This window comes from Arthrobacter sp. EM1 (assembly GCF_029964055.1).
Classification (GTDB): Bacteria; Actinomycetota; Actinomycetes; order Actinomycetales; family Micrococcaceae; genus Arthrobacter.
The window spans coordinates 2,880,534-2,898,678 of the sequence record NZ_CP124836.1 but is presented as its reverse complement, the minus strand read 5'-3'; the positions used below and the strand labels follow the sequence as shown (position 1 = coordinate 2,898,678).

15 protein-coding genes are annotated in these 18,145 nt (G+C 66.4%); 11 read left to right on the top strand and 4 right to left on the bottom strand.

Features of this window, described 5'->3' with window-relative positions; all coding sequences use genetic code 11:
• Window positions 1–20 precede the first annotated feature (20 nt).
• The 7 genes from QI450_RS13365 to QI450_RS13335 all read left to right on the top strand — a co-directional run bounded on the left by QI450_RS13365 (window position 21) and on the right by QI450_RS13335 (window position 6,956).
• A complete protein-coding gene (locus QI450_RS13365; protein ID WP_226775723.1) occupies window positions 21–833 on the top strand; it encodes an ABC transporter substrate-binding protein in 813 nt (270 codons plus the stop codon).
• A gap of 78 nt (window positions 834–911) precedes the next feature.
• Window positions 912–1,565: an amino acid ABC transporter permease gene (locus tag QI450_RS13360; protein WP_226775722.1), complete on the top strand. Its 654-nt coding sequence runs from the start codon at window positions 912–914 to the stop codon at window positions 1,563–1,565.
• Window positions 1,558–2,394, top strand: coding sequence for an amino acid ABC transporter ATP-binding protein (locus QI450_RS13355; protein ID WP_226775721.1), 837 nt, complete (start codon window positions 1,558–1,560; stop codon window positions 2,392–2,394). The genes QI450_RS13360 and QI450_RS13355 overlap by 8 nt, the downstream gene beginning before the upstream one ends.
• 176 nt (window positions 2,395–2,570) lie before the next feature.
• Window positions 2,571–3,386 (top strand): MBL fold metallo-hydrolase, encoded by an 816-nt coding sequence (locus tag QI450_RS13350; protein WP_226775720.1) that lies wholly within the window; start codon window positions 2,571–2,573, stop codon window positions 3,384–3,386.
• Window positions 3,387–3,504: 118 nt separating this feature from the next.
• The gene (locus QI450_RS13345; protein WP_226775719.1) at window positions 3,505–4,917 is read left to right on the top strand and encodes a MinD/ParA family protein; all 1,413 of its coding nucleotides are present in this window, start codon (window positions 3,505–3,507) and stop codon (window positions 4,915–4,917) included.
• A 59-nt stretch (window positions 4,918–4,976) separates the two neighbouring features.
• Window positions 4,977–5,711: a GAF and ANTAR domain-containing protein gene (locus QI450_RS13340; protein WP_226775718.1), complete on the top strand. Its 735-nt coding sequence runs from the start codon at window positions 4,977–4,979 to the stop codon at window positions 5,709–5,711.
• Window positions 5,712–5,747: 36 nt separating this feature from the next.
• On the top strand, window positions 5,748–6,956 hold the full coding sequence (locus QI450_RS13335) for an MFS transporter (protein WP_226775717.1): 1,209 nt from the start codon (window positions 5,748–5,750) through the stop codon (window positions 6,954–6,956).
• A 111-nt stretch (window positions 6,957–7,067) separates the two neighbouring features.
• Here QI450_RS13335 and QI450_RS13330 read toward each other — a convergent pair whose 3' ends face one another.
• A complete protein-coding gene (locus QI450_RS13330; protein ID WP_226775716.1) occupies window positions 7,068–8,027 on the bottom strand; it encodes a phosphatase PAP2 family protein in 960 nt (319 codons plus the stop codon).
• Window positions 8,028–8,110: 83 nt separating this feature from the next.
• Between QI450_RS13330 and QI450_RS13325 the strand changes: the two genes are divergently transcribed.
• The 4 genes from QI450_RS13325 to menD all read left to right on the top strand — a co-directional run bounded on the left by QI450_RS13325 (window position 8,111) and on the right by menD (window position 15,061).
• Window positions 8,111–9,190, top strand: coding sequence for an o-succinylbenzoate synthase (locus tag QI450_RS13325; protein WP_226775715.1), 1,080 nt, complete (start codon window positions 8,111–8,113; stop codon window positions 9,188–9,190).
• Between the two features lie 72 nt (window positions 9,191–9,262).
• Window positions 9,263–11,347: a PhoX family phosphatase gene (locus QI450_RS13320; protein WP_226775714.1), complete on the top strand. Its 2,085-nt coding sequence runs from the start codon at window positions 9,263–9,265 to the stop codon at window positions 11,345–11,347.
• Window positions 11,348–11,591: 244 nt separating this feature from the next.
• Entirely contained in the window at window positions 11,592–13,358 is a 1,767-nt protein-coding gene (gene argS / locus QI450_RS13315) for an arginine--tRNA ligase (RefSeq protein WP_226775713.1), read from the top strand.
• Window positions 13,355–15,061: a 2-succinyl-5-enolpyruvyl-6-hydroxy-3-cyclohexene-1-carboxylic-acid synthase gene (gene menD / locus QI450_RS13310; protein WP_226775712.1), complete on the top strand. Its 1,707-nt coding sequence runs from the start codon at window positions 13,355–13,357 to the stop codon at window positions 15,059–15,061. The genes argS and menD overlap by 4 nt, the downstream gene beginning before the upstream one ends.
• 160 nt (window positions 15,062–15,221) lie before the next feature.
• Here the strand turns inward: menD and QI450_RS13305 are convergent, their stop codons facing one another.
• From QI450_RS13305 to QI450_RS13295, 3 genes are all read right to left on the bottom strand, one after another.
• On the bottom strand, window positions 15,222–15,998 hold the full coding sequence (locus QI450_RS13305; RefSeq protein ID WP_226775711.1) for an amino acid ABC transporter ATP-binding protein: 777 nt from the start codon (window positions 15,996–15,998) through the stop codon (window positions 15,222–15,224).
• The gene (locus QI450_RS13300) at window positions 15,995–16,933 is read right to left on the bottom strand and encodes an amino acid ABC transporter permease (protein WP_226775734.1); all 939 of its coding nucleotides are present in this window, start codon (window positions 16,931–16,933) and stop codon (window positions 15,995–15,997) included. Before QI450_RS13300 ends, QI450_RS13305 begins: the two co-directional genes overlap by 4 nt.
• Window positions 16,934–17,004: 71 nt before the next feature.
• Window positions 17,005–17,958 (bottom strand): ABC transporter substrate-binding protein, encoded by a 954-nt coding sequence (locus QI450_RS13295; protein ID WP_226775710.1) that lies wholly within the window; start codon window positions 17,956–17,958, stop codon window positions 17,005–17,007.
• Window positions 17,959–18,145 lie beyond the last annotated feature (187 nt).

Here is an 18,145-nt window from a genome sequence, read left to right as displayed (position 1 = left end):
ATCTCTAACAAAGGCCCGTCATGACTAAGACAAAAACGCTCCGCACCCGATTCGCCGCCCTCGTGCCGATGGGTGTTGCAGTCGCCCTGGCCATGACCGCCTGCGGCTCAACAGGCGGCGCAAGCAGCGGGGGTGGCGCCGACCAAAAGACCATCACCATCGCGACGTCCAACGATGCGCCATTCTCTTTTACCGACCAGGCCAGCGGAGAGCTCAAAGGCATCGATGGGGACATGATCAATGCCATCGCCGAAGCCAAAGGCTGGAAGGTCAAGGTCTTCACCTCCGAGTTCGCTACGCTGATCGCGGCGCTTAATGCCAAGAAGGCGGACGTGATCGTCGACGCCATGTACATCACCGATGACCGCAAGAAACAAATCAACTTCACCGATCCCTGGTACACCGAGGGTGAAGCCATGGTGGTCCCCTCCGATTCAACCCTGACCTCACGCGACGATGTAAAGGGAAAGGTCCTCGGCGCCCAGACCGGCACCGTATTCAAGGACCTGGTGGACAGCCTCGGTGGCAGCCAGGTTAAGCTTTTCGACTCGCAGGCAGCCCTGCTCGCCGCCGTGGAGAACAAGCAGGTTGATGCTGTTTTCACCGACAGTGCAGTGATCGGCTACAGCCTGGTCCAGAAGCCGAACCCGAAGCTGAAGCTCGTCTCCCCGTACAAGCCGTTCTACCCGGGCATCATCGGCGCCGGCGTCCGCAAGGATGATACCCAGTTGCTGGCGGACCTGAATTCCGGACTGGCAGATCTCAAGAAGACCCCCAAGTACCTTGAGATCCTCAAGAAGTACGGCCTGGACGACTCGAACATGAGCAAATAACTTTCAGAATCACGCAGGGGCGGCGGCATCCCCAACACTGCCCGCCGCCCCTGGCCGACCCTCATTTAGGGATTCCAAGTGGACTTTATTAACAACACCTTCGCCGTGTTCCCAGCCCTCCTTCAGGCGGTTCCCGTTGTCATTCAACTGGCCCTCGGCGCCATGGTCCTGGCCCTCGTGCTCGGCCTGCTGGTGGCCCTGGCACGCATTTCCTCGCTCAAGATCCTTCGCGCTATCGCCACCGTCTACCTCGAGGTCATCCGCGGCACTCCGCTGCTGGTCCAGCTGGTCTACATCTTCTTTGTGCTCCCCAGCATCGGCGTCAGCATTGAGCCCGTGCCGGCCGGCATCCTCGGACTTGGGCTGAACTACGCTGCCTACCTGTCCGAGGTTTTCCGGTCCGCGATCCTGTCCGTGGAGCACGGCCAGACCGAGGCTGCGCTGTCCCTTGGGTACACCCCCAGCAAAACGCTGTGGAAGGTGGTTATTCCCCAGTCTTTCGTGGTCTCCATGGGGCCGATCGGCAACTACTTCATCGCCATGATCAAGGACACGGCACTGACCTCGGTGATTGCAGTGACCGAGATCCTGAAGACGGCCAACATCCTCAACAGCCAGACCTTCCAGACCACGGCCATCTACACCGCCGCGGCCATACTTTATCTGATTATCAGCCTTCCACTCTCGCGCGTTGTGGTAGTGCTTGAACGAAAGGCACGGGCCAATGGCTGACGAGACCATTATTGATGTCCGGGACGTCCACAAGACCTTCGTCTCGGAGACCAAGCCGAACCTGTGGCAGCGGCTCAGGGGCAAGCCCCACGTGCAGAAAAGGGTCGAAGTGCTCAAGGGCGTGGATCTCGTGGTTCACCGCGGCGAGACGATCGCCATCCTGGGGTCAAGTGGATCCGGCAAAAGTACCTTGCTGCGCTGCATGAATAAGCTCGAGACGATTGATGCCGGCCGTATCTACGTCAACGGACACCTGATCGGCTACGACGAACGCAACGGGGAACTGGTCGCCGAGAAAGCATCCATCACGGCCCAAAAACGGACCGACATTGGCTTCGTATTCCAGCATTTCAACCTGTTCCTGAACAAGACGGCCTTGGGAAATGTCATGGCGCCCCTCCGGGACGTCAAGAAGCTCTCAGCGGTCGAGGCCCGGGCGATCGCTGTCCCCAACCTGGAAATGGTGGGTCTGGGCGAGAAGATGGACAACTATCCCAGCAAGCTTTCAGGCGGCCAGAAGCAGCGGGTTGCGATTGCCCGTGCCCTCGCCATGGATCCTGCCGTGATGCTCTTCGATGAGCCGACCTCGGCGCTGGATCCCGAGCTGGTGGGGGAGGTCCTCGCTGTCATCAAGAAGATCGCCCAGCAGGGAACCACCATGGTGATCGTGACCCACGAGATGCAATTCGCCCGGGACATTGCGGACCGAATTGTCGTGATGGACCAGGGCGTCATCGTGGAGGAGGGGCCGCCGGCCCGTATTTTCACTGACCCGCAACATCCGAAAACCCGGGCGCTCCTGAGCCGCTCGGGCATCCTGCCAGCCTAGGCACTGCCCGCAGCGGGGCAGGCGAACACCCGGGAGCGGGTACGTTTCCCGGGCATCCGCCTGCCTAGCTGCGGGACAAGGCCTTCATTCCCGGCCCCCGTTCAGGCTCCGTGGGTAGAATCGGGGGCAGAACATCGCACCAACGACGCCGGAACACCGCGGAATACGGAGATTTAATGTCACGATGGCTCGAGGCTGGCCCGGACAACTACGTCCTGACCACCCAAGGTTCCCTGCTCAACACAGGCCTGGTGGTCGGCTCTGAACGAGCCCTGGTGATCGACACCGGCAGCGGACCCCGGCAGGGACGCGAGATCCTTGACGCCGTGCGGGAAAAGACACAGTTGCCGCTTGTTGTTGTCAACACGCACGCCCATCATGATCACTTCTTCGGCAACGCCGTGTTCGCCGAAGCTGGCGCGACAGAGTTCTGGGCGCATGAGAACTGTGCTGCGGAAATCGCCGAGAACGGCGGCAGCCAGCGCCGCGCGGTTGTTGCCGGCGAGCCGGAAATGGCTGCCGGCGAGGGCGGCAACACCGAAATCGTCGTTCCCAACGCCATCGTTAAGGATCAGCCGGTCCTGCTGGACCTCGGCGGCCAAAGCGTTACGTTCTTCTACCTCGGGTGCGGTCATACGGACGGCGACCTGCTGGTGGGAACGGCCACCACACTTTACGCCGGTGACCTTGTGGAGCACGGCTCGCAGCCTTCTTTTGAGGATTCCTACCCGGAGGAGTGGGCCGACGCCCTCCGCCATCTCTCGGCGCTGCGCCACCGCTATGAGTTCCTGATCCCTGGCCACGGCGAGCCGTGCAGCGACCAGTTCGTCAAGACCATGGCCAACACCATGACCACGGCGGTGCGGCAGGCCACCCAGGCGACCCGGGAGACGCCGGACGACGCCACCAAGGCCATCCCCATCCTGCCCTACGGGCCGGTGCAGTCCCGCTGGTTCATCAGGCGCCTGCAGGAGACCCGGGCGCGCCGCTGAGCCTGCTGCCCGGGACCGCTATTGGCAGGGGCACCCGGGACAGCGCCTAGAATTGGGGTTGAACCAATTCAAACGAGCACCGCAGCGGTCTGCGCTGTGAGTCCCAGGGGGGACCAATATGCCCGATCCGGTGGACAACAACACAGCCAAGGCCGGCGCGCAGGTAGAACAACCCGAACTTCGTCGCCGGCGTGACCGCCGCCGCGGCGGGGACTCCGACGCCCGGACAGGAACCATGCCAATCACCACCTCTGACCCCGTCGAGAGCGAAGCGGCCCGTCCGCTGCGCCGTAATTCCTGGGCTGAGGCCGCGGAAGCGGCCGACGAACGACAAGCCGCCACGGTTGCCGTTCCCGTCATCCGGGAGGTCCCCTCCGCGCCCGAGCCGCCAGCAGTCCCGCCGGCGTCGGCCGCCTCCGATGCCAACCCGCCGGCAGATCCGGACGGCGAGGCGTTGGAAGACCCGGCGTCCGAGCCGCGCTCCTTCCCCGCGTCGCGCCGGTCGGCGTTTCCGGCGGCGCCGGAAGGTGCCCCTGCCGTGCCGGCCCTCCCCAGCCGGGCCACTCGCTCTGCCAGCCGGGCTGCCGCCCTGAGCGCGCCCGCCCCCGATTTCATTAGTTCCCCGGGGCTCTTTGTCCGCGAGCAGAAGCCACGCCCGGTCGGCGGACTCCGCGGTGCCCTCTACGCCCTGACCGGCGGCGGCGTGAACCTGGGTCCGAGCGCACGCCAGCGCGAAGAAGACGAGCTGGCGAGGCGCATCTCCCGGCAGCTCCAGGGCAGTTACAACACGGCCGTCCTGAGCCTGAAGGGCGGCATCGGCAAGACCTCCACGACCGTGGGCGTCGGGCTGACCCTGGCTGAGTTCCGCGGCGACCCGCCGTGTGCCATCGACGCCAACCCTGACTCCGGGGACCTCGTGGAGCGCGCCCTCGGCGAGGGCATCTATCAGCAGCAGAGCCCGCGAACCATCACAGACCTGCTGAAGAACATCGAATCAATTGATTCCCTCACGGCCCTGGCCCGGTACATGCATCATGCGGGCCGGTTGCACCTGATTGCCGGTGAACAGGACCCCGAGGTTTCCGACTCCCTGACCGCCGAGGAATACCTGCAGATCCGCAAACTCATCTCCGGGTACTACTCGGTGGCCCTGACCGACTGCGGAACCGGCGTCACGCACAACGCCATGAGCGGCATCCTGCAGTCGGCGGACAACCTGATCATCGCGGCAGGCTACGCCGTCAGCGGCGCCAAGCGCGCGCGCAGCACCCTGCACTGGCTCGCCGACCACGGCTACGAAGAACTGGCCCGCAACGCCATCGTGGTCATCACGGACAAGGACGAGGTCTCCTCCCGGGTAGACAAAGACGCGATCGAGGACCACCTGTCCGGCATTTGCCGCCAGCTGATCGCCGTGCCGCATGATCGCGGCGTGGCCGACGGCGACCTTGTCACCCTCGATGTGCTCCGCCCGGAAACCCGGCGCGCTTACCGTGAAATCGCTGCGGCAATCGTGGACGGCTACCTCTAGGCTTTGGACGGCGGGGCCAGCTAAGTTGTTTCGCCCCGGGGACCGGCTTAGATTGAGGCATGACTAACAACGTCGGGGACGAAGCCGCCCTGCAGCTGCAGGACCTTCTGATGGGAACGGAGAACGTCGAGGATTTCCTCGGCCGCCTCGCGGAATTCTCGGCGGCCACACTCAGCCACGCCGCAGGCGCCGGGATCGAATGCGGCGTGACACTGCAGCGCCGCAAGAAGACCATGACGGTGGCGGGGAGCAGCCCCCGGGCGGTGGTCCTGGACCGGATCGAACAAAGCATGGGCGACGGCCCGTGCATCGAAGCCCTGCGGACACGCTCCGTGACCCTGCTGGCCGACGTCGCCACCGATCCGCGGTGGCCCGGCTACCAGCTGGAGCTCGCGGCGCAAGGCTGCCGCAGTGTCCTGGGGGTGCCCCTGGAAATCGGCGAGGATGCGGCTGCCGCCCTGAACTTCTTCGGCTCAAGTACCGGGCTTTTCACGGCGGAAATTATTGCCGAAGCGTCCGGCTTCGCCGACCTCGCCGGCCGCTCCCTCCGCTTGGCTGTCCGGATCGGCACGGCGCAGTCCCGGGCCGAGGACCTCAAAGCCGCCATGGAGCACCGCACCTCCATCGATCTCGCCTGCGGCGTCGTGATGGCCCAGAACCGCTGTTCCCAGGAGGAAGCGATGGGCATCCTGACCAAGGTTTCCAGCAACCGGAACCAGAAGCTCCGCGACATCGCGGCCGGGGTGCTCCGGAACCTCACCGGCGGGGAAGTCCGAACCCACTTCGAGGCCTGAGCTGCCAGGACCGCAGCCAGTCCTAGGATGAAGGGGATGACCACGCATACCGCCCCCTTCAGTCTCCGCAGCATCGCCGTCCCGGCCTTCGGCCCGGCCCTGCTGTTCAGCATCGGCGAGGGAGCGATCCTGCCCGTTGTGGCGCTGTCGGCCCGCGACCTCGGTGCTTCGGTGGCCGTCGCCGCCTTGGTGGTCACCCTGATCGGCCTCGGCTCTTGGCTCTTCAACCTCCCCGCCTCGCTCATCACCCTGAAGTTCGGCGAACGCTGGGCCATTGTCGGCGCCGCGGCCGCGGCCGCCGTCGCCCTTGCCGCCGCGGCACTGGCTCCCCGGGTGCCCGAGGGGCTCTGGTTGCTCGCTGGTGCGATGCTCGTCGTTGGTATGGCGGCGAGCGTCTTCGCACTGGCCCGGCAGAAGTACCTGACCGAGGCGGTACCGGTGCTGCTCAGGGCGCGTGCCCTATCCACGCTCGGCGGCGTCAACCGGGTTGGCATCTTCATCGGACCCTTCATCGGCGCTGCAGTGATGCAGTTCGCCGGCATCACCGGCGCCTACTGGGTCGGAGTTGTGGCGATGGCCGCGGCCGCGGCCCTCTCGGTGACCATCCCGGACCTTGTGGCCACGCCGGCGGTGGACGGCGTCCCCGTCCGGCAGGCGACGCTGCGCAGTGTGGCCGTCTCCCACGCCGGGGTTTTCCTGACCGTCGGCATGGGCGTGCTGCTGCTCAGTGCGCTGCGGGCGTCCCGGCAGGTGGTGATCCCGCTCTGGGCCGAGCACCTCGGGATGGACGCGACCCAGGCGTCGCTGATCTACGGACTCTCCGGTGCCATCGACATGCTGGTCTTCTACCCGGCGGGCAAACTCATGGACCGCAAGGGACGGCAGTGGGTCGCTGTTCCCTCTACCCTCATCATGGGAGCCGCCATGCTGCTGATCCCGCTTAGCTCCGGCTTTGTGGGGCTGCTGCTCGCGGCTCTGCTGATCGGTTTCGGCAACGGGATCAGTTCGGGCCTGAACATGACGCTGGGGGCGGACTTCTCACCGGACAACGGCCGCGGACAGTTCCTGGGCATCTGGCGGTTTATGGCCGACGCCGGCGCCACCGGCGGCCCGGTGCTGCTCTCAGGCGTTACCGCGCTGGCCTCGCTCGGGGCCGGGGTAGCCGCCACCGGAGTGCTCGGCTTCGCGGCAGCTGCGGTCTTCGCCGTTACCATCCCCCGGCTCAAGCACCGGCGCAACTACTGAAGCTACTGTCACCCGCGGCGCCGGAGCCCAACTAGCTCGCAGTAAACGTCGTTTTCAGCGCTCAAAACGACCTTTGCTGCGAGCTAGTTGGGGTGCACATGTCGCGGGGCCTCAGCGCAACGGTGCGCTCCGCCGTCGTGCAGCGTGCCCAAACAGCCACACCCCGGCGACCGTGGCCAAGTAGCCGGAAATGACAATCAGTGACGTGCCGGCCCAGAAATAGTTTGTGGTGCTGCTTTCCTGGCCCGGGCCAGGCGCAATCCTCAGCAACGAGTAGCTGGCCACCGCCGCCGCGGCGAGCCCGGCCAGCGCCGGCAGCGCCAGCCACAGCCGCGAGGAGGCCCAGAATATCCCGTAGCCGTCCCAGACGTTCCAGCGCGGCCCGTTGCGGATAATCAGCCAGCCTGCGGGGAGCATAAACACCGCCACGACCAGGAAGGCCGCCACCACGTCAGCGGGACGGTGCCACTGGTTGATCAGGGTGGACACCCCCGTGGCGACGGCGAAGCTGCCGCCGAGGAAACCAGCCAGCGGCCGCCAGCGCGGCGATACCATCAGGAACACGGCGGCCGCAGCGGATGCCGCCAGGGTGGTGTGCCCGGAAGGCAGGGAATTCAGTTCCAGGGTTTCGATCCCGCGGAAGGGCCGGACCGGAACGATGCTTTTCAGGACCTGGGTAGCCACGTTGGCGCCAACACAGGCTGCCACGGCGATCCCAGCGGCTGCCCAGCGCCGCTTCAGCACGGTGACAACGAGGACCACCACCGTGGCGATCAGCAAGGACAGTGCCGGCAGCCAGTCCAGGAACCTGGTGGCGGCCTTGCCTGCCGCGCCGTGGATATCCCCGGCCTCCACCAGGGCAGACTCGTCGATGAACTGGCCCGTGGTGGTCCGGACAAAGAAATAGTACGTTGCGGCGAGGGCCGCCATGCTGCCGAGGACGGCCAGCAGGAACAGGAACCCCGTTGCCCGGCCCGGCGTCCCTTCAGGAACGTGCCGAGGTGCGGCAGAGCGCGGCCGCGGGTACCCCGAAGCCGGATCCATGCTTGTGCGTTCCTGCCGAAAACTCATGACTATCAGAATCCCATAAATCCCTGCGAAGTATCTGGGACCACCGGCGTGGACCCGTGCGGGACCCCCGGTACAGTAAATTCATGCCCACCCCACCAGTCCCGCCGCTGCACGTTCCCGGAGGCCACGGCCCTGCTGAGACGGTGCGGCTCCCGCAACTGGACGAGCTCCTCGCCGGCGCCCATGTGGTGAGCCTGCCCATGCGGGTGAAGTTCCGCGGCATCCTCCAGCGCGAGGCCCTGCTGCTGGATGGCCCGCTGGGCTGGGCCGAATTCTGCCCCTTCCCCGAATACGGCGACTTGGAGGCCTCCCGCTGGCTCCTCGCCGCCATCGAAGCCGGGTGGGAGGGTTTCCCGGCGCCGCTGCGGACCAGCATCCCCGTCAATGCCACGGTCCCCGCCATCGCAGCGGACCGGGTACCGGACATTCTGGCCCGCTTTGGCCGGGTGGACGCCGTCAAAATTAAGGTCGCCGAACCAGGGCAGACCCTGGCGGACGATGCTGCCCGGGTGGACGCCGTCCGCGAGGCGCTCCCGGGTGCGGCCATCCGGGTCGACGCTAACGGCGGTTGGGACGTACCTGCTGCCGTGGCGGCCTTGACGCGGCTGTCCGCCGTCGGACTGGAATACGCCGAACAGCCCGTGCCGGATATCGCCGGCCTCGCCGAGGTCCGCCGGCGCCTGCGCGCCAGCGGACTTCCGGTGCTGATCGCCGCGGACGAAAGCGTGCGCAAGGAAGAGGACCCGCTCAAGGTGGCCCGAGCCGGTGCCGCGGACCTGATCGTCGTGAAGGTGGCGCCGCTGGGGGGAGTACGGCGTGCGCTGGAGATCGTGGCGCAGGCCGGGCTGCCCGCCGTCGTCAGCTCGGCGCTGGACACCTCGGTGGGAATCCGCGCCGGGCTGGCGCTTGCCGCCGCGCTCCCGGAGCTTCCATACGCCTGCGGGCTGGGAACCGTGACCCTGCTGGCCGCCGACGTCACCCGGGATCCGCTGATCCCCGACGACGGCGCCATCACCCTCCGCGAGGTCACCGCCGACCCGGACCTGCTGGCGGAGTACGCCGCCGCGCCGGAGCGCCGCGACTGGTGGCTGGACCGCCTGCGCCGGGTCCACACGCTCCTTTCGGACCGGGGCCGGCCGCAGGTTCACCGGAACGTCACCTAGCAGACGCCTTGAGGTCGTGTTGGGCTGGAAGGGTGGACGGGATCACAGCCACCCCCTCGGAAGGTCGCCCCCATGTCTGTTTCCTCCGGACGCACGTTTTCCCTACTCCCGATGCTCGGCCACACCAAAGGCAAACGCAGCGCCGTCACCTGCGCGCTGAAATGCGACAACGCCTGTTCCGGTGAAGTGTGCAACACCAGCTCGAACAGCTACTTCCGCGACATTGCCTCCGCCACCATGTCCCGCCGCGCCGCACTGGGCTTCGGTGCCGCCGGCGCCTTGGCGATCGCCTTCGGCGGGGCCCTCGGCTCACCGGAGTCCGCAGTGGCCGACGGAGGCCCCGGACTGGCCGCCGCCGCGAAGGACGGCTTCGGGAAGTCCAAGCTGAAGTTCACCGCGATCGCCCCCGTCGATGCCGCCGTCGACGCCTTCACCGTGCCGGAAGGCTTCGGCTGGCAGCCGATCATCCGCTGGGGTGACCCGTTGTTCAACGATGCTCCGGCGTTTGATCTGAATGGCCAGACCGCGGCCGCCCAGGCCCGCCAGTTCGGCTACAACAATGACTACACCGACATCCTGCCGCTGGAGGGTTCCAAGGACCGCCGCGCAGTGCTCTTCACCAACCACGAATACACCAACGAGTCGATCATGTTCCCGGCGTCCCTGCCCGCGGCCGAGGGGCGCGCCATCGGCCGTGCCGCCCACGGTCTGACCGTCGTCGAGCTGGAACGCAAAAACAAGAACAAGCCGTGGAGCTACGTCAAGGGCGCCAAGCTCAACCGGCGCTACCTCTCCGACACCGCCTACGAACTCACCGGACCCGTCGCCGGTTCCCCGTTGGTCCGCACCGTGGCCGATCCCGCCGGCCGTTCCATCCTGGGCACGCTGGGCAACTGCTCCGGCGGCACCACACCGTGGGGCACCATCCTCTCCGGCGAGGAGAACTTCAACGGCTACTTCGTCTCCGCCGGCACCTCGGATTCGGACAAGCGCTACGGGTTGACCAGCAAGCCCACCGCCCGCCAGTGGGAACTCGACGATCCCCGCTTCGACGCCCGCACCCCCGGCTTCGAAAACGAGACCAACCGCTTCGGCTGGATCGTCGAAGTGGACCCCCTTGATCCCACGTCGACGCCGAAGAAGCACTCCGCCCTGGGCCGCTTCAAGCACGAAGGGGCCAACGTCATTGTGGCCAAGTCCGGCCATGTAGTGGCCTACATGGGAGACGATGAACGTTTCGACTACCTCTACAAGTTCGTTTCTGCGCAGAAGTACGTTGAAGGCAACCGCAAGCACAACATGACCCTGCTCTCCGCCGGGGACCTCTACGTTGCCAAGTTCACTGGCGACTCCCCGGCCGGGGAGATCGACGGCTCGGGCAAGCTCCCCACGGACGGCGCCTTCGATGGATCCGGCCAGTGGCTGCCGCTGGTGGTCGGCGGCAAATCGATGGTCGCGGGCATGAGCGTCGAGGAAGTCCTGGTCTACACCCGCCTGGCGGCGGACAAGGTCGGACCCACCAAAATGGACCGCTGCGAAGACGTCCAGCCGAGCCTGCACACCGGCAAGGTCTACGTGGCCTGCACCAACAACACGGACCGCGGCAAGGCCGGCAAGGAAGGCGCCACCGAACCCAACCCGCGCAACCTCAACCGCGACGGCCACATCGTGGAAATCACCGAACGCGGCGACCAGACCTCCACGGGCTTTGACTGGAACCTGCTGATGGTCTGCGGCGATCCGGCCCAGAATAAGTCCGCCTACTTCAGCGGCTTCCCGGCGGACCAGGTCTCGCCGATTTCCTGCCCGGATAACCTTGCGTTCGACTCCGTCGGCAACCTGTGGATCTCCACCGACGGCGCGCCGTCCACCACGGGCCAGGCCGACGGGCTGTTCAAGGTCACCCTCGACGGCGCCGAACGCGGTCGGGTGGAGCAGTTCCTGGCTGTGCCGCGGGACGCCGAGACCTGCGGCCCCATCGTCCACGATGAAGAGCGCACCGTGTTCGTCGCCGTACAGCACCCGGGCGAGGACGGCTCGTTCGAGGCGCAGAACTCGTTCTTCCCGGACTATGTTGCTGCCGGTACATCGCCCAAGCCTGGCCAGGTGCGCGCCCCGCGCCCCTCCGTGGTCCAGGTCTTCCGTACCCACGACTGACCGCCCCATCCCCTCCCGACGCTCCCGCAGGTTAGGCGGGTTTCGGGCGGACGCTCCCGCACCTTTCGCGGGTATTGAGTCGACGCTCCCTCACGTTGCGCCTTCGGGCGGCCGGACGTGAGGGAGCGTTTGCTGTTTGGGCGCCGGAGCTGAGGGAGCGTTTGCTGTTTGGGCGCCGGAGCTGAGGGAGCGTCGGGGGTGTGGCGGAACTGATAATTTGAACAGTGTGAATAATCCGGCCGAAATGGTTGTCCCCAGAGTCCAGGCAGCAATTGCCAGCGCGTTCGGCGAAGAGTACCGCGGCACGGATCCGGTGGTCAGGCCCTCACAATTCGCGGACATCCAGATCAACGCGGCCATGGCGCTGGCCAAGAGGGTCGGCATGCCGCCGCGCGAGGCCGCTGCGAAGATCGTCGACGCACTGGACCTGGACGGGATCTGCACGGCGACCGAGATCTCCGGACCCGGCTTTATCAACCTCACCTTCGACGGCACCTGGATCGAAGAGCTGCTAAACGCCGAGTCTGCCGGCACCCCGGACGTGCCGGCCGCGGCGGCCCGGCGCGTCGTCGTCGACTATTCTTCCCCGAACGTCGCCAAGGAAATGCACGTCGGCCACCTGCGGACCACTGTGGTGGGGGACAGCCTGGTGAAGGTCTTCGAAGCGCTGGGGGACACCGTCATCCGGCAGAACCACATTGGCGACTGGGGCACGCCGTTCGGGATGCTGATCGAACACTGGCTGGAGATCGGCGAGGACTCCCCGGCGGCCGCGCTGCTGGTCGATGACCCCAGCGCCTTCTACCAGGCCGCCCGCGCCAAGTTCGATGCCTCCGCCGCCGAGGAGGGCGGCTTCGCGACCCGCGCGCGGCTCCGGGTGGTGGCACTCCAGGGCGGCGACGAGGAAACCTTCGCCGTCTGGCAGCGCCTCGTGGCCCAGTCCAAGCGCTACTTCAACGCCATCTACTCGGTGCTGGGCATCAGCCTCACGGACGACCACATCGCGGGCGAAAGCTCCTACGATGCGCACTTGGCACAGTTGTGCCGGGAACTTGAGGACCGCGGCCTTGCCCGGATCAGCGACGGCGCGCTGTGCACCTTCCCGGCGGGCTTCACCGGCCGTGACGGGGAGCCCATGCCGCTTATCATCCGGAAGTCCGACGGCGGCTACGGTTACGGCACAACGGACCTTGCCACGATCCGCTACCGGGTCCGCGAGCTTGCGGCAGACCGCGTCCTGTACGTCGTGGGCGCGCCGCAGAACATGCACCTGCGTATGGTCATGGCCACTGCCCGCGACGCCGGCTGGCTGCCCGACACGGTTGAGGCCGTGCACGTCCAAATCGGCAACGTGCTGGGGGAGGACGGGAAGATCCTGAAGTCCCGCTCCGGCGCCCCGGTCAAACTAATGGCCTTGCTGGCGGAAGCGGTAGACCGCGCCCGCGCCGTCATCGACGCCAGCCGGCCGGAGCTCACCGAGTCCGAACGCGCCCTGACCGCCCGTCAGGTGGGTATCGGCGCGGTCAAGTACGCGGACCTCTCCGTGGGCCACGACACCGAGTACGTCTTTGACTTCGACCGGATGCTGGCCCTCAGCGGCAACACCGGCCCTTACGTGCAGTACGCCGCCGCCAGGATCCGTTCGATCCTGCGCAAGGCCGGCGTCCTCGAGCAGTACGCCGTCACCAACACCGGCACCGGCACCGATACCGACGGCGGAACGACGGCCACCCCGATCGCCGTCGTCGAGCCCGCCGAACGAGCACTTGCCCTGCACCTACTCGAATACAGTGCCGCGCTGCACAAGGTTCGTGAGGTACTGGAACCGCACCGGCTGTGCACCTATCTGTTCGAGCTCGCGCAGCTCTTCACCACCTTCTACGACCAGTGCCCGGTGCTAAAATCCGAGGACTCGGTGCGCGAGTCCCGCCTGGCCCTGTGCGCCGTGGTCCTGGGCCGCCTGTCCGAGGGCCTGGACTTGCTGGGCATCGAGACGCCGGAGAACATGTGAACCCGGACGAACTGACGGCGCTGGATTCCGCCCGGATCGCTGTCGCTGCACTCCTGCTCGAAGGGGTCCGCTACGTGGTGGTGGCGCCGGGCTCGCGCTCTGCACCAATGGCCTACGCCCTGGCCGAGGCAGACGCGGCGGGGCGGGTGGAGCTGCTGGTCCGGATCGATGAGCGCGACGCCGGCTTCACGGCGCTCGGGCTGGCCCTCGCCACCGGCGCACCCGCGGCCGTGCTCACCACGTCCGGAACCGCCGTCGGCAATCTCCTGCCGGCCGTGATGGAGGCAAACCACGCAGCCGTCCCCCTGGTGGTGATTTCCGCCGACCGTCCCGTGGAACTCCGCGGGACCGGCGCCAACCAAACCACCGCGCAACTGGACCTCTTCGGCGAGCATGTCCGCTTCGCCGCGGACGTGCCCGCCGGCGACGACCCGCGGCGCGCCGTCGAGACCGCCCTCAGCGCCGCCACGGGAGCCTTTGCGGACGCCCCGCCCGGACCGGTGCAGCTCAACCTGGCCTTCCGTGACCCCTTGGTTCCGGCTCCGGGCGACAGCCTGCCGCCCGAGTCCGGCCGCCGGGTATACCGGGCACCCCGCGGCCCGCTGGCCCTCGATTTCCCCCCGGTCGCTGACAACCTGCCCGAACGGCGGACAGTGGTGCTCGCCGGGCACGACGCCGGCCCGGTGGCCGAAGCCTTTGCCCGCGCCCATGGCCTGCCGCTGCTGGCCGAGCCGTCCTCCAACGCCCGGTTCGGACCAAACGCGGTGGGGCCCTACCGGCTCCTGCTGGCGGCTTTTGGCCCGGACTCCGGGCAGCCCATCGAGCGGGTGGTGCTCTTCGGCCGGCCGACCCTCTCGCGGCCGGTCAGCGAGTTGCTGGCCCGCGCGGACGTCCCTTCTGCCCTGTACCAACCGGTTCCGGTGGCCTGGTACGAGCCCGGCCGCCGAACCGAACTTCCACTCGAGACCCTGGCGGACCTGGCCGAGTTTGCCGGCCGGGGCTCCTCCGCCTGGCTGGATGCCTGGCTGCTGGCCGGGGCCGCCGCCCAACACGCCGTCGACCTGGTCCTGTCCGGATCCGCCGCTGCCACCGGTCCCGCCGTCGGCGCGCTGGTCTGGGAGCATTCGCGCGGACAGCTTATGATCGGCTCCTCCAACGGCATCCGCGACGTCGACCTCGCCGGCGCGCCTGCCCCCGAGCCCGGTGCCACGGTCTACGCCAACCGCGGCCTCGCCGGAATCGACGGCACGGTGGCCACGGCCACTGGCATTGCCGTGGGCGGAATGCAGGCCACCACGGTGCTGCTGGGTGATGTTACATTCCTGCACGACGCCGGCGGGTTGCTGCTCGGCGCAGGGGAAGAGGAGCCTGCGCTGCGGATCGTGGTCCTTAACGACGCCGGCGGGGCCATTTTCGGGCTGCTGGAGCACGGCGCCGTCGAAGCCGCGGGCCGCTACGGCACCGCCGTCGAACGCCTATTCGGTACTCCGCACAGCGTGGACATCGCCGCACTGGCGGCCGCTTACGGAGTTGCACACCGTTCAGTCAGTACGACGGCGGAACTCGCCCGGGCGCTGGCCGAGCCGTGGGCGGGCCGGGTCATCATCGAGGTGCGCACGGACCGTCGCGGACTGCGGGAGCTGCACACACGCATCAGGGCCGCAGTGGGCGACGCGGTGGTAGGAGTGATCGCCGCGGAATAGGCGGGCGGCCGTCGCGGCCGGACTGAAATGCGTCAGGCGGGACGCCCCGCGCTGCGACGGCAACGGCGATGCCTTACGACGCGGAAAAGTCCCGTCGCTTCCGAATTCCGGTAGCGACGGGACTTTTGCGCAACGTGGGGCGAAATCCCGGACGGGCCGCCTAGAGGACCCGGCTGAGGAACTCCTTGGTGCGCGGGTGCTGCGGGTTGACGAGGATCTCGCGGGGGTCTCCCGTTTCCACCACAACACCGGCGTCCATAAACGTCAAGCGGTCGCCGACTTCGCGGGCGAAGCCGATTTCGTGAGTCACCACGATCATTGTTATGCCTGACTTGGCAAGGTCCTTCATGACCTCCAGCACGTCGCCCACGAGCTCGGGGTCCAACGCGGACGTGGGCTCATCGAACAGCATCAGCTGGGGGTCCATCGCCAGGGCCCGGGCGATTGCCACCCGCTGCTGCTGGCCGCCCGAGAGCTGGGACGGATAGTGGCCCGAATGGTCCGCAAGGCCCACGCGATCCAGCAGTTCCATCGCCCGCTTTCGCGCGGAATCCCGGGACTGGCCCTTGACCTGGACCGGCGCCTCCATGACGTTGTAGAGGGCGGTTTTGTGCGGGAACAGGTTGAAGCGCTGGAACACCATGCCGATCTCGCGGCGCTGGGCCGCGATCTGCTTGGTTTTGAGGTCGTGGAGCCGGCCGTTGACTTCGCGGTAGCCGATCAGGTTCCCACCCACGGAGATACGGCCCGCGCTGATGGTCTCCAGCAGGTTCACACACCTCAGCATGGTGGATTTGCCGGAACCGGACGGGCCGATGACCACTGACACCTCACCTTGGTTCACCTCCAGGTCAATGCCGCGCAGCACGTGGTGCTGGCCGTAGAACTTATGGAGGCCTTCGATCCGCACCAGCGGTTCCTTGGTGGTGATTGTCATTTTGCCTCCTCCTCGGGAATGTCCTTCTTCAAGGCCGGCTTGGCCGCGCCGCTTGGCGCACCGGCTCCGGCGGCCTTTGCTGCCGCCGGGTTGATGGCGGCCGGGGCAAGGTTGTCCACGCCCTTGCCGTAGTAGGCCTCGATGAAGTGCTGGCCAACCATCAGCAGGCTGGTGATCACCAGGTACCAGATAGCCGCCACAATCAGCAGCGGCACCGGAAGATAGGTCCGGTTGGCCAGGGTATTCGTGGCAAATGTCAGGTCCAGGGTGAACGGCACGGCCAGGACGAGAGAGGTCGTCTTAAGCATGCCGATCGTTTCATTGCCGGTGGGTGGCACAATCACCCGCATGGCCTGCGGCAGGATGATCCGCCACATGATCTTGGTCTTGCCCATGCCCAGGGCCTCAGCGGCTTCCGCCTGGCCGCGGTCCACTGACTTGAGGCCGGCCCGGAAGATTTCCGCCAGGTAGGCTGACTCGTTCAGGCCCAGGCCCAGGATGGCCGCGACAGTGACAGTGATGACAGTGCTGGTGTCCACGCTGAACCACTCGGGTCCGAACGGGATGCCGGCGGTGATCTTGGGATACAGGACGGAGATCAGGCCCCAGAAGACCAATTGGGTGTAGACCGGAGTGCCCCGGAAGAACCAGACCCAGGCCCAGCTGGACCAGCGGAAGACCGGGTTCTCCGACTGGCGCATAAAGGCCAGCAGGATGGCAAGGATGATCGCCAGGACCATGGAGGCCACTGTGAGCACCAGCGTCCAGCCGATGCCCTGCACTACCTTGATATCCAGGATGTAGGTCCCTACGATATCCCAGCGGAAGTTGCTGTTGGTGACCAGGCTCTGCAGGAACAGGGCGAGGACGGCGAGGATGATGATGGCGCTGATCCAGCGGCCCGGATGCCGAACGGGCACCGGATGGTTCAGTATTACCGGGGCGTCGAGATCTTCGTGCCTACTGCCCAGCTGCGCGCCTGGGGTGTGGCCGGTTGCGGGAAGACTCACGAGCCGGCCGCCGGGTTGACCTCTGACTTGGTGATGGCGCCTTCGGCGTTGCCCCAGCCTTCGAGGATCTTCTTGTACGAGCCGTTCTCGATGAGCTGGGCGACGGTCTTCTGGATGACCTCGGCCAGGGCCATGTCCGACTTGGCCACTGCGATCCCCTGCGGCGCGGCGTCATAGACGTCACCGATCTTTTCGATCTGGCCGTTGGTCTGGGTGACGGCGTAGCCAGTGATCGGCGAATCGGCTGCCATCGCATCGACGCTGCCGTTGACCAGCCGTGTGGTGATGTCCGTCTGGTTCTTCAGCGTCACGACGTTGATGGGCTGCTTGCCGTCCGCTGCGCACTTTTTGTTACGGTCCGACAGGTCCGGATCTTCCTGGACGGTACCGGTCTGCACGCCGACGGACTTGCCGCAAAGATCATCCAGCGAGACTTTCTTCGGGTTGCCCTTCTGCACGGCCCAAGCGGTACCGGCGTTGAAGTAGCTGACCATGTTGACAGCGCCGAGTCGCTCCGGGTTGATCGTGAAGGAGGAGATGCCGAGGTCGTACTTCGGGCCGAGGGACGGGAGGATGCCGGTGAATTCGGACGTCTGGACCTGGACCTTCAGGCCCAGGGTGGCGCCGATAGCCTTGGCAATGTCGACGTCGTAACCCACCGCGGTCTGGCCGTCGTTGCCGAGGAATTCCGCGGGGGCGTAGGTGGTGTCCGAGCCAACGGTCAGTGTGCCCTTGGACTTGATCGCCTCAGGGACCATGGCCGCCAGGGCGTCGTCCTTTTTGACAGTGGTGGGGTCGAAGCTTTCCTTGGCACTGCCGGACGCGGACGGCCCGCCGGTGGTGCCGGTCTCGGAGGCATTGGTGCAGGCCGTCAAGGCCAATGCGCTCACCGCGAGGACCGTGGCGGCCTTCAGTGCGGGGTTGCTCAGGAGTGAACGGGAGATCTGCATTTGATTACCTTTTTGTTGCTGGAGGGGTACGTAAAGAGGCCGGGTTATAGTGTAACGCCGAACATGAGATGTGCATCACAGGAAACTAAGTTTCACTATTGGATAACTAAACGAGACCCAAAAGCAAGATTCCCAACGCCAGATCTGTCTGTAATCCCGGATTTTTGCCGACCGGAACGCCGCCGTC

Bases quoted from the DNA above. Each gene is read 5' to 3' on its own strand.
- QI450_RS13320 (WP_226775714.1), top strand. From the start codon at position 9,263: ATGTCTGTTTCCTCCGGACGCACGTTTTCCCTACTCCCGATGCTCGGC.
- QI450_RS13350 (WP_226775720.1), top strand. From the start codon at position 2,571: ATGTCACGATGGCTCGAGGCTGGCCCGGACAACTACGTCCTGACCACC.
- QI450_RS13345 (WP_226775719.1), top strand. From the start codon at position 3,505: ATGCCCGATCCGGTGGACAACAACACAGCCAAGGCCGGCGCGCAGGTA.
- QI450_RS13365 (WP_226775723.1), top strand. From the start codon at position 21: ATGACTAAGACAAAAACGCTCCGCACCCGATTCGCCGCCCTCGTGCCG.
- QI450_RS13340 (WP_226775718.1), top strand. From the start codon at position 4,977: ATGACTAACAACGTCGGGGACGAAGCCGCCCTGCAGCTGCAGGACCTT.
- argS (WP_226775713.1), top strand. From the start codon at position 11,592: ATGGTTGTCCCCAGAGTCCAGGCAGCAATTGCCAGCGCGTTCGGCGAA.
- QI450_RS13295 (WP_226775710.1), bottom strand. From the start codon at position 17,958: ATGCAGATCTCCCGTTCACTCCTGAGCAACCCCGCACTGAAGGCCGCC.
- QI450_RS13355 (WP_226775721.1), top strand. From the start codon at position 1,558: ATGGCTGACGAGACCATTATTGATGTCCGGGACGTCCACAAGACCTTC.
- QI450_RS13325 (WP_226775715.1), top strand. From the start codon at position 8,111: ATGCCCACCCCACCAGTCCCGCCGCTGCACGTTCCCGGAGGCCACGGC.
- QI450_RS13335 (WP_226775717.1), top strand. From the start codon at position 5,748: ATGACCACGCATACCGCCCCCTTCAGTCTCCGCAGCATCGCCGTCCCG.
- QI450_RS13330 (WP_226775716.1), bottom strand. From the start codon at position 8,027: ATGAGTTTTCGGCAGGAACGCACAAGCATGGATCCGGCTTCGGGGTAC.
- QI450_RS13305 (WP_226775711.1), bottom strand. From the start codon at position 15,998: ATGACAATCACCACCAAGGAACCGCTGGTGCGGATCGAAGGCCTCCAT.